This window comes from Streptomyces sp. NPDC025833 (genome assembly GCF_055558055.1).
Map to the genome: position 1 here is coordinate 336,236 of NZ_JBVHNF010000002.1, position 23,612 is coordinate 359,847.

The 23,612-nt window shown below is 75.6% G+C and carries 19 protein-coding genes and 1 pseudogene; 12 read left to right on the plus strand and 8 right to left on the minus strand.

Annotation, left to right across the window (positions count from 1 at the left end):
* Positions 1–60 precede the first annotated feature (60 nt).
* The 5 genes and pseudogenes from ACZ4K2_RS04040 to ACZ4K2_RS04060 form a co-directional block, all read left to right on the plus strand.
* Positions 61–4,740 (plus strand): amino acid adenylation domain-containing protein, encoded by a 4,680-nt coding sequence (locus ACZ4K2_RS04040; RefSeq protein ID WP_467470213.1) that lies wholly within the window; start codon positions 61–63, stop codon positions 4,738–4,740.
* The gene (locus ACZ4K2_RS04045; RefSeq protein WP_467470215.1) at positions 4,737–5,657 is read left to right on the plus strand and encodes a DMT family transporter; all 921 of its coding nucleotides are present in this window, start codon (positions 4,737–4,739) and stop codon (positions 5,655–5,657) included. Before ACZ4K2_RS04040 ends, ACZ4K2_RS04045 begins: the two co-directional genes overlap by 4 nt.
* Positions 5,658–5,664: 7 nt before the next feature.
* Positions 5,665–6,429: a 4'-phosphopantetheinyl transferase family protein gene (locus ACZ4K2_RS04050; RefSeq protein ID WP_467470218.1), complete on the plus strand. Its 765-nt coding sequence runs from the start codon at positions 5,665–5,667 to the stop codon at positions 6,427–6,429.
* A complete protein-coding gene (locus ACZ4K2_RS04055; protein WP_467470220.1) occupies positions 6,426–7,481 on the plus strand; it encodes a methyltransferase in 1,056 nt (351 codons plus the stop codon). The genes ACZ4K2_RS04050 and ACZ4K2_RS04055 overlap by 4 nt, the downstream gene beginning before the upstream one ends.
* Before the next feature lie 38 nt (positions 7,482–7,519).
* A pseudogene (locus tag ACZ4K2_RS04060) lies at positions 7,520–8,608 on the plus strand (M20 metallopeptidase family protein); the annotation flags it as partial.
* Between the two features lie 117 nt (positions 8,609–8,725).
* Here the strand turns inward: ACZ4K2_RS04060 and ACZ4K2_RS04065 are convergent.
* Positions 8,726–9,352, minus strand: coding sequence for a pyridoxamine 5'-phosphate oxidase family protein (locus ACZ4K2_RS04065; RefSeq protein ID WP_467470481.1), 627 nt, complete (start codon positions 9,350–9,352; stop codon positions 8,726–8,728).
* A gap of 487 nt (positions 9,353–9,839) precedes the next feature.
* Between ACZ4K2_RS04065 and ACZ4K2_RS04070 the strand changes: the two genes are divergently transcribed.
* Positions 9,840–10,529: a hypothetical protein gene (locus tag ACZ4K2_RS04070; protein ID WP_467470222.1), complete on the plus strand. Its 690-nt coding sequence runs from the start codon at positions 9,840–9,842 to the stop codon at positions 10,527–10,529.
* A 205-nt stretch (positions 10,530–10,734) separates the two neighbouring features.
* Here the strand turns inward: ACZ4K2_RS04070 and ACZ4K2_RS04075 are convergent, their stop codons facing one another.
* Positions 10,735–11,631 (minus strand): NAD(P)-dependent oxidoreductase, encoded by an 897-nt coding sequence (locus ACZ4K2_RS04075; RefSeq protein ID WP_467470224.1) that lies wholly within the window; start codon positions 11,629–11,631, stop codon positions 10,735–10,737.
* A gap of 217 nt (positions 11,632–11,848) precedes the next feature.
* Between ACZ4K2_RS04075 and cpt the strand changes: the two genes are divergently transcribed.
* Positions 11,849–12,382, plus strand: a complete 534-nt coding sequence (cpt, locus tag ACZ4K2_RS04080; protein WP_467470225.1) for a chloramphenicol phosphotransferase CPT — start codon at positions 11,849–11,851, stop codon at positions 12,380–12,382.
* Positions 12,383–12,640: 258 nt separating this feature from the next.
* Here the strand turns inward: cpt and ACZ4K2_RS04085 are convergent, their stop codons facing one another.
* Positions 12,641–13,786, minus strand: a complete 1,146-nt coding sequence (locus ACZ4K2_RS04085) for a lysostaphin resistance A-like protein (RefSeq protein WP_467470227.1) — start codon at positions 13,784–13,786, stop codon at positions 12,641–12,643.
* A gap of 156 nt (positions 13,787–13,942) precedes the next feature.
* Here ACZ4K2_RS04085 and ACZ4K2_RS04090 point away from each other — a divergent pair, with 156 nt between their 5' ends.
* Positions 13,943–16,288, plus strand: a complete 2,346-nt coding sequence (locus tag ACZ4K2_RS04090; protein ID WP_467470229.1) for a sensor histidine kinase — start codon at positions 13,943–13,945, stop codon at positions 16,286–16,288.
* Positions 16,289–16,296: 8 nt separating this feature from the next.
* Positions 16,297–16,959, plus strand: a complete 663-nt coding sequence (locus ACZ4K2_RS04095; RefSeq protein WP_467470231.1) for a response regulator — start codon at positions 16,297–16,299, stop codon at positions 16,957–16,959.
* Positions 16,960–16,993: 34 nt separating this feature from the next.
* Here the strand turns inward: ACZ4K2_RS04095 and ACZ4K2_RS04100 are convergent, their stop codons facing one another.
* The 4 genes from ACZ4K2_RS04100 to ACZ4K2_RS04115 all read right to left on the minus strand — a co-directional run bounded on the left by ACZ4K2_RS04100 (position 16,994) and on the right by ACZ4K2_RS04115 (position 20,670).
* Complete coding sequence (locus ACZ4K2_RS04100) at positions 16,994–18,058, minus strand: YihY/virulence factor BrkB family protein (protein ID WP_467470232.1); 1,065 nt, start codon at positions 18,056–18,058, stop codon at positions 16,994–16,996.
* A 62-nt stretch (positions 18,059–18,120) separates the two neighbouring features.
* Positions 18,121–18,726, minus strand: a complete 606-nt coding sequence (locus ACZ4K2_RS04105; RefSeq protein WP_467470234.1) for an Rv1733c family protein — start codon at positions 18,724–18,726, stop codon at positions 18,121–18,123.
* A 133-nt stretch (positions 18,727–18,859) separates the two neighbouring features.
* Entirely contained in the window at positions 18,860–19,636 is a 777-nt protein-coding gene (locus ACZ4K2_RS04110; RefSeq protein ID WP_467470236.1) for a TIGR03943 family putative permease subunit, read from the minus strand.
* Complete coding sequence (locus ACZ4K2_RS04115) at positions 19,633–20,670, minus strand: permease (protein ID WP_467470238.1); 1,038 nt, start codon at positions 20,668–20,670, stop codon at positions 19,633–19,635. Before ACZ4K2_RS04115 ends, ACZ4K2_RS04110 begins: the two co-directional genes overlap by 4 nt.
* A gap of 213 nt (positions 20,671–20,883) precedes the next feature.
* On the opposite strand from ACZ4K2_RS04115, the gene ACZ4K2_RS04120 reads away from it, so the two are divergent.
* Both ACZ4K2_RS04120 and ACZ4K2_RS04125 read left to right on the plus strand, forming a co-directional pair.
* Positions 20,884–21,717, plus strand: a complete 834-nt coding sequence (locus tag ACZ4K2_RS04120; RefSeq protein WP_467470240.1) for a serine hydrolase — start codon at positions 20,884–20,886, stop codon at positions 21,715–21,717.
* A 106-nt stretch (positions 21,718–21,823) separates the two neighbouring features.
* The gene (locus ACZ4K2_RS04125) at positions 21,824–22,237 is read left to right on the plus strand and encodes an SRPBCC family protein (protein WP_467470242.1); all 414 of its coding nucleotides are present in this window, start codon (positions 21,824–21,826) and stop codon (positions 22,235–22,237) included.
* Positions 22,238–22,303: 66 nt separating this feature from the next.
* Here ACZ4K2_RS04125 and ACZ4K2_RS04130 read toward each other — a convergent pair whose 3' ends face one another.
* Positions 22,304–22,654 (minus strand): DoxX family protein, encoded by a 351-nt coding sequence (locus tag ACZ4K2_RS04130; protein ID WP_467470244.1) that lies wholly within the window; start codon positions 22,652–22,654, stop codon positions 22,304–22,306.
* Positions 22,655–22,716: 62 nt separating this feature from the next.
* Between ACZ4K2_RS04130 and ACZ4K2_RS04135 the strand changes: the two genes are divergently transcribed.
* Positions 22,717–23,610 carry a LysR family transcriptional regulator gene (locus ACZ4K2_RS04135; RefSeq protein ID WP_467470245.1) on the plus strand — a complete coding sequence of 298 codons (894 nt, stop codon included), beginning with the start codon at positions 22,717–22,719 and terminating at the stop codon, positions 23,608–23,610.
* Positions 23,611–23,612: the final 2 nt, after the last annotated feature.

The following is a 23,612-nucleotide window of genomic DNA, read 5'->3' on the forward strand; positions in this document are numbered from 1 at the left end:
TCCGCACGGATTCCGGTGGCAGGATATCGGCGACCGTTCTCCGCCCCCCACACCACCGGATTGACGTGGCTTGTACCGGAACTGCCCACCGACCGCCCGCGGCCCGCGCGGGAGGAGTTCCAGGGCGCCCGGCACGGCTTCCGCGTCCCCGCGGGTCTCCACGCGGAACTGCGCGCGACGGCCGGCCGTGCGCGCGCCACCGTCTACGGCCTGCTGCTCGCGGCGTACGCCGTCACGCTGCACCGGGTCACCGGCGCGCTGGACCTCGTCGTCGGCGCCCCCGTGGACGAGCGCCGGGGACCCGGCGACGAGGCGCGGATCGGCTTCTTCATGAACACCCTGCCGCTGCGCCTGCGGCTGCGCCCGGGCTGGACGTTCGCGGAGACGGCCCGGCACGCGGGCGAGGTGCTCAGCGGTGCGCTGTCGCACGACGTGCCGTTCGGGGACATCGTGCGGGAGGCCGGCCCGCCCCGGCTGCCGGGCCGGACGCTGCTGCGCCAGACCGCCTTCTCGCTCCAGCCGGCCGTCGCGGGGGGCCGCCGGGCGGGACGGCTGACCGTCACCCCGGCCGCCCCGGACGACTTCGGCATCGGGGTGTCGCCCCTCGAACTCAGCCTGCACCTGCGCGAGCAGGACGGCGAGCTGCTCGGCTGCCTCGAGTACCGCACCGGCCTCTTCGACGCCTCGACCGCGGCCCGGTGGGCCGTCGCGTTCCAGGAGGCGGTCCGGCAGGCCGCCCGCGAACCGGACGCGCTCACCGTCACCGCCGCTCCGGCACCCGCATCGGCACCGGAGACCAACCTGACGGACAGTCAGCTCGCGCTCTGGTTCGGCAAGAGGACGGCGGGAGACGTACGGCTCTACTACGAGAACGTCACCGCTCTCTACACCATCGAGGCCCCGCTCGAACACGGGCGCTTCCAGCGGGCGTTCCAGAAGCTGGTGGACCACAGCGACGCGCTGCGCAGCACCTTCCACGAGGTGGAGGGCGTCCCGGTGCGCCGGGTGGCCGAGGCGGTCCCGGCCCCGGTGGAACTCGTCGACCTCGGCGGCGAACCGGATCCCGCGCGGGCCGCCCTGCGCTGGGCGCGGCGGCGCAGCGCACCGGGCCTCGACCCGGCGCGCCGCGTCTTCGACACCGCCCTACTCAGGCTGGGCGACACCCGGTTCGCCTGGTACCTCGACGTGGACCACCTGGTCTCGGACGCCTGGTCCATGTCCCTGTTCCTGCGCACCCTGTCCGCGTACTACGAACTGGACCGGCGGGGACGGCTCGCCGACGCCGTCCCGCTGCCGCCGTTCCAGGCGTACGTCGACCACGAGCGCTCACCGGACGGCGCGGTCCGGCGCGCCAGGGCGGAACGGCACTGGGCCAGGGCGCTGGCCGAACCGGTCGAACGGCCGGCGTTCTACGGCCGGGAGGACGACGCGGCGGGCACCACCCGCACCGCCCGGCTCACCGTCGACCTCGGCACCGCGCGCAGCGCCCGGCTGTCGGAGTTCACCCGCGAGGAGGGCCACACCTCGCCCGCGGTCGCCGCCCTCTTCGCCTACCTCCACCGCGTCGGCGGCGGCGAACCACTGCGCGTGGGAACACCGTTCGCCAACCGGCCCGCCGAGTTCCGCGGCACCGCGGGCCTGTTCATGAACGTGCTGCCCCTCCAGGTCAGGGTCACCGGTGACACCCCGCTGCGGCTGCTCGCCCGGGAGACGCAGCGGTCCTTCCTGGACGCCGCCCGCCACCAGGACCACGTGCCCCGGCACCGCGGCGGCACCCGCCTCTACGACGTCTACCTCAACTACCAGAACGCGGTGTTCGAGGGGTTCGGCGGCAGCGTCGGCTTCGACCTCCTGGACACCGGGCACTCGCCCGACCGGCTCACCCTCCAGGTCCGCGAGCTGCGCCGACGGCCCGGCGCACCGTCCCGCTTCGTGCTGGACTTCGACTTCAACACCGCCTGCTTCGACGACGCCCAGCGGGACCGCACCACCGGCCACTACCTCGCCCTCCTCGACGCCCTGCTGAACCGGCCCGACGACGCCGTCTCGGCCGCGCCGATGCTCTCCGACGAGGAGCTGAAGCAGCTCGCCTCCTGGAACGACACCGCCCGGTCCTACGACCTCGGCACACCGCTGCACGCGCACGTCGAGCGGCAGGCCCGCCGTACCCCCGGCGCACCCGCCGTCGTCTTCGAGGAGCGCACCCTCACGTACGCCGAACTCGACGCGGCGGCGGACCGGCTGGCCCGCCGCGTCCGCCGGGCCGCCGGGGGCCACCGCTTCCCGCCCGGCACGACGGTGGCCGTGCACATGGAACGCTCCCTGGAACTGGTCGTCAGCCTGCTCGCCGTCCTCAAGGCGGGCGGCGCCTACCTCCCCCTCGATCCGGCCGCACCCGCCGAGCGGCTGGCGTTCATGCTCTCCGACGCGGGCGCCGCACTGGTGCTCACCACCGGGGCGCCCGAGGAGGTCCCCGGCGGCGCCCCGGTCCTGCGGGTCGACCTCACCGCGCCCGCGGAACCCGAACCCGCCGACGCGGAGCCCGCACCCGCCGAAGCCTGGTCCGAGGCGGCCGTGGAGCCCGGCCGGCCCGCCTACCTCATCTACACGTCGGGGTCCACGGGCACGCCCAAGTGCGCCGTGCTGACCCACCGGGGCATCTGCAACCGCCTGCTGTGGATGCAGGAGGCGTACGCCCTGACCGCGCGGGACACGGTCCTGCAGAAGACGCCGTTCACCTTCGACGTGTCCGTGTGGGAGTTCTTCTGGCCGCTCATGACCGGGGCGCGGCTCGTCGTGGCACGCCCCGGGGGCCACCGGGACCCGGGCTACCTGGCCGAGGTGATCCGCCGGGAGTCGGTGACGACCGTACACTTCGTCCCGTCCATGCTGCGGGTCTTCCTCGCCGACCCCGCGGCCGCCCGCTGCGGCTCGCTCCGCCGGGTGATCGCCAGCGGCGAGGCGCTGCCCCCCGACCTCGTCGGGCGGTTCTTCGACGTCTTCCCCCCGTCCGCCGTCGAGCTGCACAACCTGTACGGCCCGACCGAGGCCTCCGTCGACGTGTCGGCGTGGCGGTGCCGCCCCGAGGACGCGAGGGGCCCGGTGCCCATCGGCCGCCCGGTCGCCAACACCACGCTCGACGTGCTCGACGGCCGGCTGGCCCCGCTGCCCCCCGGCATCCCGGGCGAACTGCACATCGGCGGGGTGCAGCTCGCCACCGGATACCGCAACCGCGACGAGCTGACGGCCGAGCGCTTCGTGCCCGACCCGCGCCGGCCCGGCGGCCGGCTGTACCGCACCGGCGACCTGGTATGCCAACGGCCCGACGGCGCACTGGAGTTCATCGGCCGGGCGGACGGGCAGGCGAAACTGCGCGGCTACCGCGTCGAACTCGGCGAGATCGAGGCCCGGCTCGCCGCCCATCCGTCCGTGCGGGCCGCCGCGGTGCACCTGGCCGACGACCGCCTCGTGGCGTACGTCGTGCCGGCGGACGGCACCGAGCCGCCCGGGCCGCGGGAGCTGCGCGCGTTCCTGGAGCGCTCCCTGCCGGACCACATGGTGCCGCCCGTCTTCGTCCCGCTGGCCGACCTGCCCGTCACGGCCAACGGCAAGCTCGACCGCGCGGCGCTGCCGGCGCCCGCCCCGGCCCCCGGCGCCCCGGCCGGCCCGGCGCGGACCGGGCTCCAGCGCACCGTCGCCGATCTGTGGGCCGGGCTGCTCGGGCGCGAGGCGGACGCGATCGGACCGGACGACGACTTCTTCGAGCTCGGCGGCCACTCGCTGCTCGCGGCGCGCCTCATGGCGGCGGTGGCCCGCCGCTTCGGCACCCGGCTGCCGCTGACCGCGCTCTTCGAGGCGCCCACGGTGGCCCGGTTCGCCGAGCTGATCGAGGCGGCCCCCGAGCACGCGCTGCTCCTGTCGCTGCGCGCGCCGGTCGCGCCCGCGCCGCTCTTCCTGCTGCACCCCGCGGGCGGCGACGTGATGGCGTACCGGCAGCTCGTCGCCCTGCTGCCCGGGGGGCGGGAGGTGCTGGGCATCCGCTCCCGCGCCCTGACCGGCGCGGCCGAGGCCGGCACCCTCGCCGAGATGGCCGCCCGGTACGTGGACGCCGTCCGGGAACGCCGGCCCGCCGGCCCCTACCACCTGGCGGGCTGGTCCATGGGCGGCGCCCTGGCGGTCGAGGTGGCGGCCGGTCTGGAGGCCGCGGGCGAACGGGTCGCCCTGGTGGCGCTACTGGACTCGTCCGTCCCCGGGGAGGGCGAGAGCGACCCGCTGCTGGCACCGGCCGTCGCCCTGGCGGACGCGCTGCCCGGGCTCGACGTCACCGCCCGGGACACCGCGGGGCTGCGCGAGCGGCTGCGCGGACTGCCCCTCCGGGAGCGGCTGGAGCTGCTGGCCGGCTGGGCCGAGGAGCGGGGCGCACGGATCCGTCCGGCCGAGGGGCTCCTCCGCCAGGCGGAGCTGGCCGAGCGGCACGAACGCCTGGTCCTCGCCCACCGGCCGTCCGTCGTCGACGCCCCGCTCACGCTCTGGTGGGCCCGCGAACGGCTCCGCGAGCCCCGCGCGTCCTGGGCCGCGCAGACCCGCGGCGGTGTCCGCGAGGAGGCCACCCTCCCCGGGAACCACTTCACCCTGCTGCGCCCGCCGCACGTCGCCGAGGTCGCCCGGCGGCTGGCGGCGGCCCTCGACACGTCCGAGCGAACCGTCCCCGAAGAACGACAAGGAAGTGAACATCCGTGACCTCTGCGCAAGCCAATCAGGGGACCGCTTCACCACAGACGTCCGGCCCGCCCCCGGGCACTCCTCCCCTCGCGGTCGCGGCCGGGCTGCTCACCGTCTTCCTGTGGGCCTCGGCGTTCATCGGGATCCGCGCGGCGGGCAAGGACCTCGACCCCGGCCCGCTGACCCTGGCGCGGCTCTTCATCGGCGCGGTGCTGCTGGGCGTCGTCGTGCTGATCCGCAGGGTCCCGCTGCCGCCCCGGTCCGACCTGCCGCGGCTCTTCCTGTGCGGACTGCTGTGGTTCGGCGCCTACAACGTCGCGCTCAACGCCGCCGAACAGCGCATCGACGCGGGCACCACGTCGATGATCATCAGCCTGGGGCCGGTGCTGATCGCCGTGCTGGCCGGGTTCCTGCTCGAGGAGGGCTTCCCGCGCCCGCTCGTCGTGGGCGGCGCGGTCGCCCTGGCCGGTGTGGTGCTCATCGGTTTCGCCACCTCCAGCAAGGGGCTGGAGGCCGGCGCGGGCAGCGCGCTGGCGCTGCTGGCCGCCGCGGCGTACGCGGGCGGCGTCGTCACCGAGAAGCCGCTGCTCGGCAACAGTTCGGCGCTCGTCATCACCTGGCTGGCCTGTGTCGTCGGCGCCGTGCTCTGCCTGCCGTTCCTGCCCCAGCTGATCGGCGACCTCCACCACGCGAGCGGCAAGTCGATCGGCTGGACCCTGTACCTCGGGGTGTTCCCCACCTCGGTCGCCTTCACCACCTGGGGATACGCGCTGGCCCGGTCCACCGCGGGGAAGATGGGCGCGCTCACCTACCTCTCCCCGCCCATCGCGGTGACCCTGGCCTGGCTGATCCTCGATGAGACGCCGCCGTGGCTGGCGGTGGTGGGCGGCGCGCTGTCGCTCGCCGGTGTCGTCTACAGCCAGCGCAAGAAGTGAGCGGCCCATGACGGCGGCGCTGACCGTCGCGGTCGCGGAGACGGCGCGGCTCCTCGCCCTGCCCGGGGCGGACACGCCGGTCCTGACCGCCGCGGAACACCGCCGGCTCGCCGCCGTGCGCTCCGGGCGGGCACGGGCGGACTTCCTCGCCGCGCGCCTGCTGGCCCGGCTGTGCGTGGCCCGGCGGACCGGCGCGCGGGCCCGGCACGTCGTACTGGAGCAGTGCTGCCCGCGCTGCGCGGGGCCGCACGGCCGGCCCCGCGTCCGGGGCTCCCGGTGCGCGGTCGGCTTCTCGTACGCGGACGGGGTGGTGGCGGCCTGCGCCGCCGATCACCCCGTCGGCATCGACATCGAGCGGCTGCCCGGACCGGCCGCCCGGGACGGCGCACCGGCGCTCGGCGGTGCGCGGCACTTCCTGACCCGGGGTGAGACGGACCGCGTCCGCGGATCGCCCGCGCCCCACACGGCGTTCCTGCGCATCTGGGTGCGCAAGGAGGCACTGGTCAAGCTCACCGCGCAGGGACTGCCCGGCATGGCGGGCCTCGACCTCACCCACCTGCCGTCGCACCCCGCCCGTCCGGACCGGCCGCACCGGATCGGCCGGCACCTCCTGTACGACCTGCCCGACCTGCCGTCCGGCGTGCTCGGCGCGGTCGCCGTCACCTCTCCCGGCCCTCCGGCCCGGCCCGGCTCCACCGCCGCCCGCGGCATGCAGTCGCTCACCCTCGACGACCTGATCGGCACCCTCGCATCCCAGGGAGAAGAACCATGACCGAGGTACAGCCCCAGCCCGAGAGCGTGATCCCGGACGCCCTGACCACCGTGCTGCTCGGGCACAACGCCTTCCAGTTCACCCGTGCCGGGGTCGAACTCGGACTCTTCGACCTGCTGGAGCGCGGTCCCGGCACCTCGCGCGAGCGGATCGGCGCCGAACTGGGCCTCGCCGAACGCTCCCTGGACATCCTGCTGCTCGGCGTGACCTCGCTGCGGCTCGTGGAGCGCACCCCGGACGGCTACACCAACGCCACCTCGATCTCGGCCCTGTTCACGGGCGGGCACTGGGAACTGGTCAAGGCGGTCATCGGGTTCGAGGCGTACGTCACCTACCCGGGCCTGGTCGACTTCACCGAGTCGCTGCGCGCCAACAGCAACATCGGCCTGCGGCGCTACCCGGGCGACGGCGCCACCGTCTACCACCGGCTCAGCCAGGACCCCGAACTGCTCAAGGTCTTCTACCACTTCATGGGCACCTGGTCGGCCGTGGCGAGCAAGCACCTGATCAAGTACGGGGACTTCAGCTCCTCCCGGCGCATCCTCGACGTCGGCGGCGGGGACGCGACGATGGCCATCGCGGTGGCCGGCGCCCATCCGGACGTCGAGGTGACGGTCCTGGAGATCCCGAAGGTGGTCGACCTCGCCCGCCAGCGGGTGGCGGAGGCGGGACTCGCCGACCGGGTGAAGGTCGTCGAGGGAGACATCTTCGCGGGTGACTACCCCGAGGGGCACGACACGGTGACGTTCGTGCACCAGCTCCAGATCTGGCCGCAGGACCGCATCCGCGTGCTGCTGGGCCACGCGCACGCCGTGCTGCCGGCGGACGGCCGGGTGCTGATCCTGAACTCGATGTCCGAGGACGACTACGACGGCCCCCTCATGGCCGCCCTGGCCAGCCCGTTCTTCGCGGCGGTCGCGGGTGAGGGCGGGATGCTCTACTCCTGGGAGGGCTACGAGAAGTCGCTCAAGGAGGTCGGGTTCGACCGGGTGACCCGCACCCGCTGCACCGAGGCCATCACCCCGCACGGCATCATCACGGCGGTCAAGTGACCGGGCGGGAGCTCGCCCCGGACCTGCTGGCGGACCTGGTGCGGCTGCGCGAGGACCTGCACCGGGAGCCGGAACTCGGGCTGGACCTGCCACTGACCCAGGCCAAGGTGCTCGCCGCGCTCGACGGGCTGCCGCTGGAGATCACGACGGGCACGGCACTGTCCTCCGTGACCGCCGTGCTGCGCGGCGGGGCCGCAGGACCCGGTACCGGCGACCGCCCCGTCGTCCTGCTGCGGGCCGACATGGACGCGCTGCCGCTGACGGAGACGAGCGGTGTCCCCTACGCCTCGAAGACCGCGGGCCGGATGCACGCCTGCGGGCACGACCTGCACACGGCCATGCTGGTCGGCGCGGCCCGGCTGCTCGCCGGGGCGCGGGACGGACTGCGCGGTGACGTGGTCCTCATGTTCCAGCCGGGCGAGGAGGGGCACCACGGCGCGCGGCTGATGATCGAGGAGGGGGTGCTGGACGCGGCCGGACGGCGCCCCGACGCGGCGTACGCGGTGCACGTGGCGTCCTCGATGCTCCCGGCCGGAGTGCTGCTGACGCGCAAGGGCCCGCTGCTGGCGGGGGGCGACGTGCTGAACGTGACCGTGCGGGGCCGGGGCGGCCACGACTCGCAGCCGCACCTGCTCAAGGACCCGGTCCCGGCCGCGTGCGAGATGACCCTGGCGCTCCAGACCTTCGCGAGCCGGGGCTTCGACCCCTTCGACCCGGTGCTGCTGTCGGTCGGCAGCATCCACGCGGGGACGTCGGCGAACATCATCCCGGACGAGGCGGAGCTGAGGATCGGGGTCCGGACCTTCGGGCCGGGCGCCAAGGCCAAGGTCCTCGACGGGGTGACCCGGGTGGTGGAGGGCGTCGCCGCGGCGCACGGGGTGACGGTGTCGGTGGACCACGCCATGGACTACCCGGTCACGGTCGTCGACCCGGACGAGGCGGACTTCGCGGCCGGCGCGGTGGACAGGCTGCTGGGCCCGGGGCGGCTCGTCTGGTCGCCGAACGCGCTGAGCGCCTCGGAGGACTTCTCGTTCGTCCTGAACCAGGTGCCGGGGGCCATGCTGTTCCTGGGCGCCTGCCCGCCCGACCGCGACCCGGCGAAGGCGAGCTTCAACCACAGCCCCGACGCCGTGTTCGGGCACGAGGTGCTCGGGGACGGCGCCCGGCTGCTCGCCAGCCTGGCCGAGGAGCGGCTGGCTGACCGGTGCCGGAGCGGGCCGCGCGCTCGCGGCTCGGGGTGCGGTTCAGTCCCGCACCCCGAGCCGCGAGCGCAGTTCCCGGTTCTCCTCCTCCAGTGCCACGATGCGCTCGTACACCTGTTCCAGCGCGCCGGAGAGTTCGGCCTCGGAGAAGCGGGGGGTGATGTGCTTGGCGCAGTTCCAGGCGAAGCCCTCGACCCGGACGACCACCAGCGCTTCCGCCTGCCCGTCGGTGCGTGCCTCACCGGACCGGCCGCGTACGTCCTCGAACGCGCCGGCGTCCCGGATCTCGGCCCGGCCGAGGACCTTCAGCCGGGTGCGGTGCGCGTAGTCCATGAAGAACAGCGACACCCGGTCGTTGCCGCGGATGTTCCCGGCCGTGATGTACTGCCGATTGCCGCGCACGTCGAGGAAGGCGAGCGTCCCCTCGTCCAGGACGTGCACGAAGCCCGGCGGTCCACCGCGGAACTGGATGTACGGCCAGCCGGTCTCGCTCACGGTGGCCAGGTAGAAGCCGTCCCGGGCCCCGATGAACGCGGTCTCGGCCGCACCCAGGGGATCGGCGTGCCCGGTGTCCCCGGCGAGGAGCCGCTCCATGGCGGTGACGCTCCCGCGCTCCTCCTGCACACGTCGCACGTTCCGGGTGAAGGCCACCTGGGCGTACCGGCTCATGCGCTTCCTCCATTGCAGGGAAGAACGACTCGGCGAGCGAAGAGAGACGCGGATCTCACCTTAGTTCGAATGCCCGGGGTGGCTCCACGACTTCCGTGAACACTGGATGACGGCGGTCGCGGGGCCGTACGGGCACATGTCCCGGCGGTCACCGGCGTGCCGCCGTCCCGGCCCGGCGGGTGCCGCGGCGGCCGGACCCCGGCACGTTCCGCCCCGGTGCGGTGGTGGCGATGTGCTCGACTTCGGGTACATGTGTCAATGGCCGCTGTACGGTGGGCGGGTGGGGCACACATGGTGGGCCGGTCGTCGCAGCCGGGAATCCCGGCGGCGGCGGGTGACTCACCGGGTCCGCCCCTGCGAGGCGCGACCGGCCGATACCGAGGCCGGGGTGGTCCGTCGGTCGGGTGTTTGCCCTTCACCAACGGTGAAAACCGGTCGACCCGCCCGTATCATCCAGGTGATGCACCGTCAGGAGCGGAGAGAAAAGATGCCGGAAAGCACTGCACCCGTCACGGAGTTGGCTTCCCAGTATGTCAGCCAGGTGACCCACGACCTCGAACGCAACCTCAAGGAACAAGAACGCATCACGGCCGAGATCGCGACCCTGCAGGAGCAGTTGGCGGGCCTCCAGCACGATCACGCCATCCTGCTGAACATGCAGCAGGCGCTCGGCATCGCCGCGGCGGCCGGCGGCACGATCGTGCCGCCCCCGCGCGGGAAGAGCGGTGCCGCGCCGCGCGGTGAGGGCAAGGAGCCGGCCGCGAAGAAGCCCGCGGCCGGCAAGAAGCCGGCGGCCCGGAAGTCCGCCGCGGGAAAGGCCACGGCCGGGAAGCCGGCGGTCAAGAAGGCCTCGGTCCCGAAGGCGGCGGCTCCGAAGGCTGCGGCCGCGAAGTCGGCCTCCGACGCCGGGCAGCCCACGCTCATCGAGCTGGTCCGCCGGCACCTGGGCGAGCAGAGCGAACCGCGCTCCGCCGCCGAGGTCACCGAGGCGCTGGGCCAGGCACATCCCGACCGCGGGATCCAGACCAAGGTCGTCCGGACCACCCTGGAGAATCTCGTCGCCCGCAACCTCGCCCACCGCAGCAAGCAGGGTTCGTCCGTCTTCTACACCGTGCAGGAGCAGCCGGCCGAGGCCGCGGCCGGGAAGCAGGAGGAGGGCGCCGAGGTCGCCGGATGACGCGGGGCGCCTCCCGGTCCCGTCACCGGCCCGCCGTGCCGTCGGCCCGGTGACGGGAGCGGACACACCCCGGCAGGCCGTCCGCCGGACGGCGGCACCGGCGCCGGTGCGGGTGCGAGAGAGAGGCGCTCGCCAGGCCGGCGGCACACCACCGGGCCGGTGCCGCCGCGAACGGTGGCACCGGCCCGGACGGGTGTGGCCCCCCTCAGCCGGCCGGCCGGTCCGTGGCGTCGAAGCTGGCGAAGTAGGCGGCGATCATGTCCTCGTCGGCGTGGCCCTGCGCCGCTGCCCGCTCCAGGCGCTCCGCGCTCGCGGCGGCCACGTCCAGGCGCACACCGTGCTCCTCGCCCGCCCGCACGATGAGCCGGGCGTCCTTGGCGGCCGTGGCCACCGCGAACTGGGGCGGGGTCAGCCGGTCCTCCAGGACGAGGGCCGACTTGGCGCGCAGGTACCCCATGTCGAGCGGTCCGCCGCCGATGGCGTCGAAGAAGTCCTGCGGGTCCACACCGAGTCCGCGCGCCAGGGCCAGCACCTCGCCGGCCGCGGCCGTGGCGGCGATGACCCAGCTGTTGGCGACCAGCTTCAGCCGGGTCGCGGTGCCGGCCGCGCCGTCCTCGCCGGTCCACACCGTCCGGGCGCCCACCGCCTCGAACACCGGTGTCACGGCGGCCCGGTGCTCACTCGGGCCGGCCGCGAGGACCAGGAGCTGTCCGGCCTCGGCCGGCTGGCGGGTGCCCAGCACGGGCGCGTCGAAGAAGACCAGGTCGTGTTCGCGGGCGAACGCGGCGAGTTCGTCGACGCCTTCGATACCGGCGGTGGTGGACTGCACCCAGGCGGCGCCGGAGGCCAGCGCGGGCGCGGCCTCGCGCATGACCTCCAGGACGGCCGGACCGTCGTAGAGCATGGTCAGGACGACATCGGCGCCCTCGACGGCCTCGGCGGGGGTGTCGGCGACGTGCGCGCCGTCGGCCGCGAGGGGTTCGGCCTTGGCGCGGGTGCGGTTCCAGGCACGCACGGTGTGTCCGGCCCGCACGAGGTTGCGGGCCATCGCGGCGCCCATGATGCCGGTGCCCAGAACGCTCACGGTCGGCTTGTCGGTCATGTCGTCAACTCCCTGGGAGATGCGGGGCTACGGGCGGTCCGGGCCCACCCGGGCACCCGGCCGCCGAACAGATCTTCCACCAGCCGGGCGCGCGGCGCGCACAGGCACTCCCCCGGCGTGCCGCGGCCGGCTGCCGGACACCTGACACACACCCGCTGCGGACCGGTGATCGGGCCTCCGGCTGTCCAGCGGTGCGGCACACCCGTACCGTGGCACGGTGACGACTCAAGTGATCGTGCTCAACGGCGGTTCCAGTGCGGGGAAGACCGGGATCGCGCGCTGTCTGCAGACCGTACTGCCCGGCCCCTGGCTGGCGTTCGGCATCGACGCGCTCGTCGACGCGCTGCCCCCGGCGCTGCGCGGGCCGGACGGCGGGATCGAGTTCGGCGCCGACGGCGGGGTGCACGTCGGGACGGGCTTCCGGGAACTGGAGGCGGCCTGGATGGCGGGGATCGCGGCGACGGCCCGCGCGGGTGCCGGGATCGTCGTCGACGACGTCTTCCTCGGCGGCGCGGACTCCCAGCAGCGGTGGCGCACGGCCCTGGACGGGCTGGCCGTGCTGTGGGTGGGCGTCCGCTGCGACCCCGCGGTGGCCGCCGGACGGGAGACGGCCCGGGGGGACCGGCCCCCGGGCATGGCCGTGTCCCAGGCGGTCCTGGCGCACCGGGGGGTGTCGTACGACCTGGAGGTGGACACGACCCGCGCCGAGGCCCTGGAGTGCGCGCGGATCATCGCGGCCCGCGTCGGCTGACACACCGGCACCGTCCACGGGCGGCCCCGGCTTCGTTGCCGGGCGGGCGACCGCCGCTCACCCGCGCTCCGTACCCTCCTCCCCCGAGTCTGGGCCCGCGGGCGGGCGGTGTGCATCCGGCTCCCGCGGGACGGCCGCGGGCACCGGTACGGTCGCGGCCGTCCCGGAGTGCTCCGGCCACGGCCGGCCCGCGTCGGCTGACACACCGGCACCGTCCACGGGCGGCCCCGGCTTCGTTGCCGGGCGGGCGCCCGCCGCTCACCCGCGCTCCGCGTTCTCCTCCCCCGTCCCCGGGCCCGCGGGCGGGCGGTGTGCATCCGGCTCCCGCGGAACGGCCGCGGCCGTCCCGGGGTGCCCCGGCCACACCGGCGCGGCGGACGCGCCCCGCCCCCACGGCGGCGGCACCGGGGAACCGGGGCCCGCATGCCCCGGCCACGGCGCGGGCGGCGGGAACCCGGCGGCGTAGGGGTGTCCCGGCGCGGCCTCCCGGGGCCGCGGGGCCGGGGCGGTGCGCTCCGGGCCGCGGCGGCGCAGCCACCACGCCACGGCCGCCGTGTACAGCGCGACGCCGAGGACGTCGAGCACGACCACCTGCCAGGCCGCGTCGGCCGCGGTCTCGTCGGCGGCCAGCCCGCCGACGACGGCGGCCGAGGCACCGAAGGCGAAGAGGTTGTTGACCGCGTGCAGGGCGATGGACGCCTCCAGTCCCCCCGTGCGCCAGGTCAGCCAGCCCGCGCACATCCCGAACACCACCAGGTCGGCGAAGCCCCACGGGGTGCCCCAGCCGTGGGCGGCGGCGAACAGGAGGGCCTGCGGGAGCATCGCGCCCCACGGCGAACGCAGGAAGGCCCCGGCGGTCTGCGTCAGCCAGCCGCGGAAGACGTACTCCTCGGCCGCCGCCTGCAACGGCACCAGCACCAGCAGCATGGCCAGGGCCCGGCCGAAGGCCGGCCAGCCCACCCACCCGCCGTCCGCCCCGGCGGCGTCCGCGGGCAGCAGGAGCATGCCGCCCATGGACAGCGCGACGACCGGCACGGCGGTCAGCAGGCACAACGCCAGCCAGCGCACGCGCAGTCGCCCGGTGACGGACGACACCGTGCCCGCCGGGCGCCGCCCGATCCAGCGCACGGTCAGCAGCAGCACGGGTATGCCCACGGCGATCGAGAACAGATCCGTGGCCGTCTGCGCGACGGGGCCCAACACGGGCCAGCCGTCGGCGTCCTGGCGGTATCCCCGGGCCGATCCCAGCGCCGCCAGCAGGACCATGAGGACGACCAGGGCGACGACGTAGCCCACGGCCAGGACCAGGGTCCCGGCCAGCGGGCGCCACCAGGTGTGCCGCGGGGACAGCCGGGCCAGGCGGTGGTAGGCGAGCGAGGGCTCGGGGAGCGGGGGGTGTGTCATGCCGTCAGCCTGCCGAAGTCACCTCGCGCGTGCCATCGGCCCTGGGCAGGACCGGCGTCTCCATCTCTGGTTGGGGTCCCTGCCCGGGGTGGGGTGCGGGCCTCCGCCCACGGGCCGGTGTGTGCCGCACGGCCGGCGCCTACGCTCGTCGGCGAGATGGAGACGACACGCAACTGGTTCCTGCCCCTGCTGACGGCGGCCGGGCAGGGCGTCATGCTGTGGTGCGGAGTGGGCCTGGACGGCACACCGGGCACAGCGGTCCTGGCCGGCGTCCTGTGCGCGCTGGCCCTGGAGACGGCGGCCCTGTCCCGGCGGCGCACCGCACCCCTACGGAGCCTCGCCTGCACCCTCGGCGCCCTGGTCCTCGGCGGGCTCTCGGCGCCGGACGGCTATCTCGGCGTGGGCCCGCTGATCGCCCTGTACTCGGTCGGCGTGCGCTGCCCCGTGCCGGTGACGGTGCGGGCCCTGGCCGCCGCCGTGGGCGTCGAGTGGGTGCTTGCCGCCGTGCAGGAGGGCCCGCACGCCGCCCTGCTGTCCGTCATGGCCCTCGCCCTGGGCATGTACCTGGTGTGCGCGGGGCTCGGCGAGGCCCGGCGCCGGTGGCTCGCCGGGCGGCTGACCGCGGCCCGCCGGCTGGCCGGGGCGGAGGACACCCGGCGGCGGGCGGGCGAGCGGGAACGCCGGCGGCTGGCCAGGGAACTGCACGACGTGAGCGCCCACCACCTGACGTCGGTCGTGGTGACCGTCGACGCCGCGCGCAGGCTCGCGGACAGCAGACCCGACCTGGCCGCCGACGCGCTGTCGTTCGCGGAGCGGACCGGCACGGAGACCCTCACGGCGTTGCAGCGGCTCGTGGGGCTGCTGCGGGACGCCGACCGCCCGGACGACCGGCCGATGAGCGGCCGGATCGAGGAACTGGTCGCGTCGTTCGGCCGGTTGGGCCGCCCGGTCACCGCGCGGGTGCCGGCGGACCTGGCCGGCCCGGCGGCCGAGGCGGTCCACGGCATCGTCCGCGAGGCCCTCACCAACGCGCTGCGGCACGCGCCCGGGGCGGCCGCGCGGGTGCTCGTCCGGCGGACGCCCGGCGCGCTCGAACTGACCGTGGAGAACGCGCCGCCGCGGTCCGCTCCGCACGGCACCGGAGGTCTGGGGGCGGGGCGCGGAGTGGCCGGGATGCGGGAGCGGGCCGCCGCGGTGGGCGGTGAGCTGACCGCCGGGCCCACCCCGGACGGCGGCTGGCGGGTCCGGGCGACACTGCCCGACGGTGCCGGGCCGCGGCGGCCGGACGGCGCCGGCCGGCGCCGGGACGTGCTGCGGGAGCAGCGGTTCGCCGACCCCTTCCTGGCGCTGGCCGCGCTGGTGCTCTCCGTGGCCGGCGCGCTGGCCGTGTCGGAGGACTGGCCGGCGGACGCCCGCGGCGCCACGCTGCCGGCGCTGCCGGTGGTGTGCGCACTGCTGGGGCTGCACGCGCTGCCGCTGGTCTGGCGCAGGCGTGCGCCCCGGGCCGTGTTCCTCGCCGTGCTCGCGACGGCCTGGCTGGGGCCGTCGGCCGTCGTCCTGGTACCGCTGTCGTCCGAGGCCGCCCAGCTCCTCGCCGCCGGAATGCTCGTCGAGGTGCCGGCCGTGTACACGGTCGCCGCCTACGGGCGGGGTGCGGCCCGCACCTGGCCCGCCCCGGTCGCCGCGGCGCTCGGGGCGGGCTGTGTCCTCACGGCCGTCGCCGGTGCCGACGGGTCGGTCGGGAGCGCCCCGGCGGGTCCGGGCGAGGCCGTGCTGACGGCGTTCGCCGGCTCCGTCCTGCTGGCGCTGGTGTTCTTCCCCGTGTGGGGCGCGGGGGTGTTCGTCCGGCGCCGCCGGCTGCGGGCCGTGGCCCGTGACGACTTCGCGTTCGCCGGGTCCCTGTGGCAGGCGGACCTGGCCGCCGAGGCCGAACGGCGGCGGCTGGCGGGCACGTTGCGCGACGCTGTGCTGACGCGCACCCGCGCGCTGGTCGACGCGGCCCGCCGCGGCGACCTGGCGGAATCGGCCGACGCGGCCCGGGCGGCGCTCGCCGCGATGCGGGAGATGCTGCACGGCCTCGGCGGCGACGAGGACGGGGACGGCGCGGCCGGCCGCCCGCTCGCCCCGTCGCCCGCCGCGGCGGACCTGGACGCCCTGTGCGGTGCGCTGCGCGCCGCGGGCCGTGACGTACGGCTGCGGGGTCTGCCGGAGGCCACCCGCGAACTGCCGCCGTCCGTGCAGGTGTCGGTGTACCGGATCGTCGAGGCGGTGCTCGGCGCCGGTGATCCGGGACCGGCCCGGGTGACCCTGCGACGGCGGCGCGGCACCCTGCGCATCACGGTCACCGGGGTGCGGCTCGCCGTCGCGGGACCGGTCGCCGAACGCCTGCGGGTGCGGGTGGGCGCGGGTGAGGGCCGGATGGTGTGCGACCCTGCCGGTACGCTACGGGTGTCGTTGCCGGCCGGGGTCGCCCCGGCCCCCGCCCAGGAGGTGTCCCCGTAGCCGTACGTGTGATCGTCGTCGACGACCAGGCCGTGGTGCGGGCCGGGTTCGCCGCCATCGTGGCCGCGGAACCGGACCTGACGGTGGTGGCCGAGGCCGGTGACGGCGCGACGGCGGTGTCGCTCGCCGCGGCGGAGGGGGCGGACGTCGTCCTGATGGACATCCGGATGCCGGGCATGGACGGGCTCACCGCGACCCGTCTGATCACCGCGCCGGCCGGCGGCCCGCGGGTGCTGGTGCTCACCACCTTCGACCTCGACGAGTACGTGTACGAGGCCCTGCGCGCCGGTGCGTCCGGGTTCCTGCTGAAGGACGCCCGGCCCGAGGAACTGCTGTCGGCCATCAGGGTCGTCGCGGACGGCGACGGCATCCTGGCGCCCGCCGTCACCCGCCGCCTCATCGGCACGTTCGCGCGCGGTGCGGCGATCCCGGCGGCCGCGGCCCCCGCACTGCTCGGCCGGCTCACCCAGCGCGAGCGGGAGGTCCTGCTGAAGATCGCGTCGGGGCTGAGCAACGCGGAGATCGGCGACGAACTCGGCGTCACCACGGGCACGGTGAAGAGTCATGTGAACGGCCTGCTGTCCAAACTGGGACTGCGCGACCGGGTCCAGGCCACGATCCTCGCCTACGAGAGCGGCCTGATCAGCCCGGGCGCGGCCCGGCGGGGCTGAACGCCCGCCCGGGCCGCCGCGGGAGCACGCCGGGTCAGGTCTCGTCCATGCGGCGCACGTCCTCCTCGTCCCACTTGCTGGTGTCGCGCGGCTGGGTGTAGGGCTCGGCCGTGGGCGGATGGCCGCCGGCGATGGCCCGCTGCCGCGCGGTCTCCGCGTCGAACTCCAGGCCGAGCAGGATCGCCAGGTTGGTGATCCACAGCCAGATCAGGAAGACGATGACGCCGGCCATGGTGCCGTAGGTCTTGTTGTAAGAGGCGAAGTTGCTGACGTAGAACGCGAACCCGGCGGAGGCCGCCATCCAGATGAACAGCGCGAGGAAACTGCCGGGGGTCAGCCAGGTGAACCCCTTGACCTTGGCGTTCGGGGTGGCCCAGTACAGGATCGCGATCATCAGGATGACGAGCAGGACAAGCACCGGCCACTTCGCGATCGACCAGGCGGTCAGCGCCGTGTCGCCGATGCCGAGCGCCTGTCCGGCACGGCGCGCCAGTCCGCCGGTGAAGACGACGATGAGCGCGCTGGCCGCGGCGAGGAGCATCAGCACCACGGTGACGCCGACGCGCACCGGGAGGATCTTCCACACCGGGCGGCCCTCGGGCATGTCGTAGACGGCGTTGGCGGCGCGTATGAAGGCGGCCACGTAGCCGGACGCGGACCACACGGCCAGGACCAGGCCGATCACCGCCACCACCGATCCGGTGCCGGCGCCGTTCTGCAACTGCCGTACGGACTGGGTGATGATGTCCCGGGCCGGGCCCGGGGCGAGGTCCTTGAGGTTGGCCAGCACCTTGTCCGTGACCGACGGGCCGGCGACGGCCAGCAGGGAGACCAGCACCAACAGGGCCGGGAACAGCGCCAGGACGGCGTAGTAGGTGAGGGCTGCGGCCCGGTCGGTCAGTTCGTCGTCGCGGAACTCGCGCAGTGAGCCCTTGAACGCCGCGGCCCAGGCCTGCCGGGGCAGCTTCACCGGGGTGTCCGGCGCCCGCCGTTCCACCTCCTCGCCGGGTCCCGCCTCCTCCGGTGCGGGGATATGCGGTTCCGGGGCCTCGTCGGCCGCCTGCCGGTGGTGTCGCCGTGGTAGGTGCAACTTCGCCATATCGCCCGGGTAACCCCTCAGGGCCTCCTCAAGCCCCCCGGCCTGCGACGACGCCCCCGTGCTCAGCCCCGGCCCCCGCTGAGGTTGCCCCACCGGGGGCCGATCCGCTTCCACTCGGCGTCCCACTCGGCCATGCGCCGCCGGATCAGCCGGTCGCGGACCAGCCGTCCGGCGCCCCAGACGAGCGTGCCGGCCACCGGGGCGGCGAGGGCGCCGGTGAGGGCCGCCTGGAGGTCGGCCGCGGTGCCGGCGAGGGGGGCGGGCACGATCCGCCCGGTGCGGTCGTCCGTCCAGACCGTCACCGGGCTTCCGGCGGGAGTGCCCGGGGCCACCTTCGCCCGGCCCGCGTGGTCCGCGCCGTCCGGGCCCGTCCAGCGCACGGCCGCCCACACCCGGCCGTCGTCGTAGCCGCTGCCGGCCGTCGGGGTCCGTGCCGCGGCTCCGGTGAGCACGGCGGACTCGGGGTGCGTCCCGGCCTGCCGCGCGGCGAACGCCGACTCCGAGCCCTGTGCCGCCAGCAGGCCCGCGCCGACCCCGGCGAGCAGGGCCAGCACCCAGCCGGCGAGGACGATCCAGGCCTCCACGACATCGCTGTGGCGCCTGAGCGGGTTGCGGCGCCACCGCCACAGCCGCACCCGGGTGACCGTCATGGGGGGTGTCCGTGTCATCGTCACCGCCTCCTAGCGCGCACCGGCGGCCCGGGACCGGGGCGGCCCGGCGTGTCCCGGACCCGTCCCCGGATCGAGCGTCACCCCACCATCGTGCACCCGTCCGCGCCGGAATTCCGCCGCAGGGCGGGCCCTACGACGGAGTCAGCGGCAGGTCGTCGGTGTAGGCGTTCACCGGCGGGGCGACGGGTACGGCGTCGCGGACGTCGAGGGCCGCCTCCGCGGCCCGGGTGCCCAGCGTGCCCCGCCCGTGCCAGGTGCCGGTGACCGCCAGCCAGGTGTCGGCGGGCGGCGCCTGCGTGCCGTACACGCGCACCTTGACCGTCTGCGAGTCCGCGGCGCAGCAGGAGAAGACGATGCGGGTCAGGTACCAGCCGCCGCCGTCGCCGGCCGGGGTGACGAATCCCGTCAGCCGGACGGCACGGCCCTGGAGGGAGCGGCTGCGGTCCTGCTGGACGCGCTTGGTGAAGTCGGTGAGGGTCAGCGGCACGGGTGAGGCCGCGGGCAGCGGGGCGAACGCCGCCTGCCGCGTGGCGACGGGCTTGGCGCCGGAGCGGGCCGCGGTGTAGGCGCCGAGCGCGGGCGGGGCGTAGCAGAGCAGGCTGATCGCGGGGAGGAAGAGCAGCCAGGCGACGCGCGGGGTGCGGGCGTGGTCGTGGCCGTGGCCGGACCCGCCGTCATGGTCCCGGTCGTGCGCGGAGTGCGCCTGGCCGTCGCCGGGGGCGGCCCGGCGCCCGTCGCGGGCGGCGGCCGCGGCCAGGCCGAGCAGCAGCAGGACGGCCCCGGAGGCGATCAGCGTCGGGCGCAGTCCCGCCTTGACGTAGCGCAGGTAGGTGTCGGTGAGGAGGGCCACGTGCAGCAGGCCGGCGCCGGTCAGCATCAGGAGCAGGGTCTGGACAGGGCGTCTCACAGCAGTGCGCCTCCGGTCAGGACGGCGGCGGCGACCGCCACGACGGTGGTCGCGGCGCTGAACCGCCAGGCGAAGGCGCGGCCGAAGGTGCCGGCTTGGAGCGCGATCAGTTTCAGGTCGACCATCGGGCCGACCACCAGGAAGGCCAGCCGGGCGGTCGGCGTGAAGCCGGTGAGGGAGGCCGCGACGAACGCGTCGGCCTCCGAGCAGACGGCGAGCAGCACGGCGAGGCCCGCGAGGAACAGCACCGACAGCCAGGGGGATCCGGAGAAGGTGTCGAGGACGGCGCCCGGCACGGTGACGTCGAAGGTGGCGGCGGCCATCGCGCCGAGTACGAGGAAGCCGCCGGCGTGCAGGAAGTCGTGCTGGAAGCCGAGCCGGAACTCGGTCCAGCGGCTGCGGCCGTGCCGGTGGCCGGTGTGCCGGTGGCGCAGCAGGGGGCGCAGCCACTCCTCCTTGCCGAGCCAGAGCCACAGCCAGCCCATCACGGCCGCCGTGGCGAGCGAGGCGAGGAGCCGGGCCGCGACCATCGCGGGGTCGCCCGGGAAGGCGACGGCGGTGGCGGTGAGCACCACGGGGTTGATCGCCGGGGCGGAGAGGAGGAAGGCGAAGGCGGCGGCCGGTGTCACCCCGCGGCGGATCAGGCTGCTCGCGACGGGCACGGAGGCGCACTCGCAGCCCGGCAGGACCGCACCGGCGACGCCGGCGACCGGTACGGCGAGCGCGGGCCGCTTGGGCAGCACCCGGGTGAAGAGGTCGGCCGGTACGAAGGCGTTGATGGCACCGGACAGCGCGGTGCCGAGGAGCAGGAAGGGAAGCGCCTGGACGGTGATGGCGAGGCTGACCGTGCGCCACGCCCGGACCGCCGGGTGGTCCAGCCACCCGGCGCTCGCCAGGAGCGGCAGGGCCGCGGCCGCGGCGGTGAGCGCGAGGGCTGCGCCGAGGGGGCGGGTCCGGGTGCGGCGCGCGGACGGACCGAGGGGTACGGCCGCCACGCCGTCCGTCACACCAATCAGGTCATCCGTTTTTTCCATGATCACTCCGGATGTCGGTGTCCGCCCGACGATAGGCGAGGAGGGCGGACCGGCCGCGCGTACACGCCGCCGCGGGGGCGGTCCGGGCGGCGCGATGCGCCTCATCGGCTCCCCCCGGACGCCGTCCCACCGCCGGTGGCACTTCTCACAACGGGGGCCGAAGGTGACGGGTGCCACGTCGCGAAACGCACTTGTTGTCTACGTTCGTGACCCATGTCGTCCCGCTCCCCCCGCACCGCACGGACCAAGGCCGGCGCCCTCGTGGCCGCGGCCGCCGCACTCGTCTCCGCCGGCCTGCTGCTCCCGTCCCCGGCGGCCGCCGCCACCCCCGCCACCCCCGCCCCCTCCGACCCGGCCCCGGCCCAGGTCACGGCCGCCGTGCTCGACCTGGACGCGGGCGGCCCCGCCGTGGTCCGGGGCCCGGACCGGGCGTACGACACCGCCAGCATCGTGAAGGTCGACATCCTCGCGACGCTGCTGCTCCAGGCCCAGGACGAGGGGCGGCGGCTCACCGCTCGGGAGCGGGACCTCGCCGAGCCGATGATCCGGCGCAGCGACAACGCCTCGGCCGACGCCCTGTGGCGGCAGATCGGCCGGGCCCCGGGGCTGGCGGCCGCCAACGAGCGGCTGGGGCTGACCTCCACCACGGGCGGGACCGGCGGCAGGTGGGGCCTGACCCGGACGACCGCCGGCGACCAGGTACGGCTGCTGCGGGCCGTGTTCACCCCCGGGAACCCGGCGCGGCCGGGCACCGGCGGCCTGGACGACCGGTCCCGCGCCTACGTCCGCACTCTGATGAGCGAGGTCGACCCCGGCCAGAGCTGGGGCGTGTCCGCGATCACCGGGCCGGGGTCCGCCAACGCGCTGAAGAACGGCTGGCTCCAGCGGAACACCACCGGTCTGTGGGACGTCAACAGCGTCGGCCGGGTCACGGCCGGCGGGCACCGGTACCTCGTCGCCGTCCTGTCCGACGGCAGCGCGTCCATGGGCGACGGGGTGCGCCTGGTGGAGCGGACGGCACGCTCGGCGGTCTCCCCCGGGCAGTGACAGCGGGGCGCCGTTCCGTCCGGCACGGCGCCGCCCGCGCTTTTCGGCGGCCCCGGAAGGGGCACGCGGTCGGGGTACGACTCCCGACCGGAGGACGGTGCCCACCATGGCCGAGTACGAACGCTCCCGCACGATGCCCGCGCAGCCCGAGCAGGTCTTCGACCAGGCGGCCAACGTCGACCAGCTCGACGCCTGGCTCCCCGACGCCCTGCACGTGGACGCCGGGGACCCGCCCGCCGTCACCGTGCACGAGGACCGCACCGACCAGGACACGGCCGCGCTGCTGCGCGCCGAGCCGGACCAGATGCGCCTGGAGTGGGGCACTCGCGGGCAGGGCACCTACACCGGCTGGCTCCAGGTGGCGGGCATCGGCGCCGGCGCCAGCGAGGTGACCGTGCACCTGTCCTTCTTCGAGGAGGGCCACGACCCGGGCGAGCAGGCGGTGTGCGACGCGCTGGACGGCAGCCTGCGGGCCCTGGAGGACCAGGTACGGCTGCGCACCGACAACGCCGCGGGCTGACCCCCGCCCGCGGCGCCCCGCCGCCCGTCCCGCTCCGGGGCGAGCCGGGCGGGGGCGCCGTGCCGGTCAGGCGGTCGCCGTCAGGGCCAGGGAGCCGGCCGCGAGCGCCAGGTACAGGAGCGGGAAGCCGATCGTGCGGAGGGCCCGGGCCCGGACGTGGACGCCCACCGCGCCGACGTAGAACAGGACCAGGCCGGCGCCGGCGGCGACGGCCGGTGGGCGCACGCCCAGCAGACCGAGCAGCAGCCCGGCCGCCCCGGCCGCCTTCAGCAGCGCCAGCGGGGGGATCGCGCGGCGCGGCACGCCGACGGCTGCCGAGTTGGCCAGGACGAACGGGGCACGGGCGAGATCGGCGGCGGCGATGCCGACGTTGGCCAGGACGGTGGCGCCGATGACGGCCGGATAGGCGAGGTTCATGCTGTCCACCCTCCGCGGAGCGGCGGCATGGCGTCCAATACCAGCGTCTATAACCTGTTGGAATGGACGTCGACTCGCGCCTGCTGCGTTCCTTCCTCGCCGTCGCCGAGGAGGGCAGCCTGGTGCGCGCCGCCGAGCGGGTCTTCGTGTCCCAGCCGGCGCTGACCAAGCAGATCCGGCAGCTGGAGAACCGGCTGGGGGTGCGGCTCTTCGAGCGCTCGCGCACCGGGATGGCGCCGACGGACGCGGGCCGGGAGCTCGCGCGCCGGGCTCCGGCGCTGCTCGCGGCCTGGGACGAGGCACTGCGCGCCACCCGGACCGCCGGCCGCCGCTCGGCCCGGGTGCTGCGCGTGGGGTTCCTGGCGAGCGCGGCCAACGAGGCGACCCCGGGCATCATCGCCGAGTTCGGCCGGCGCCGGCCCGGCTGGCGCGCCGAGCTGCGGCAGGCGGACTGGACGAACCCCAGCGCCGGTCTGGCCGACGGCGAGGTGGACGTGGCGCTGCTGCGGCTGCCGTTCCCGGGCCAGGAGGCGCTGCGGACCGAGGTGCTGTTCGGCGAGGAGCGGTGGGTGGCCCTGCCCGCCGGGCACCGGCTCGCGCAGCGGCCGGAGATCGCCTTCCGCGAGCTGTGGGACGAGCCGTTCGTGGCCGCGCCGCCGGAGACCGGCGCCTGGCGCGACCACTGGCTGGCCGCCGGGGAGCGCGAGGGCCGTCCGGTCCGTGTCGGCGCGGTCACCACGCAGCCGGACGACTGGCTGAGCGCCGTCGCCAACGGGTACGGCGTCGCCCTCGCGCCCGAGTCCGCCGCGCGGTTCTACGCCCGTCCCGGCGTCGTCTACCGCCGCGTCACGGGGGTCGGCCCGACCCATGTCGGCGTGGCCTGGGCGCCGGCCGACGACCGGAACCCCGTCGTGCGCGACTTCGTCCGCTGCTGCCTGGAGCTGACCCGCCCCTGATG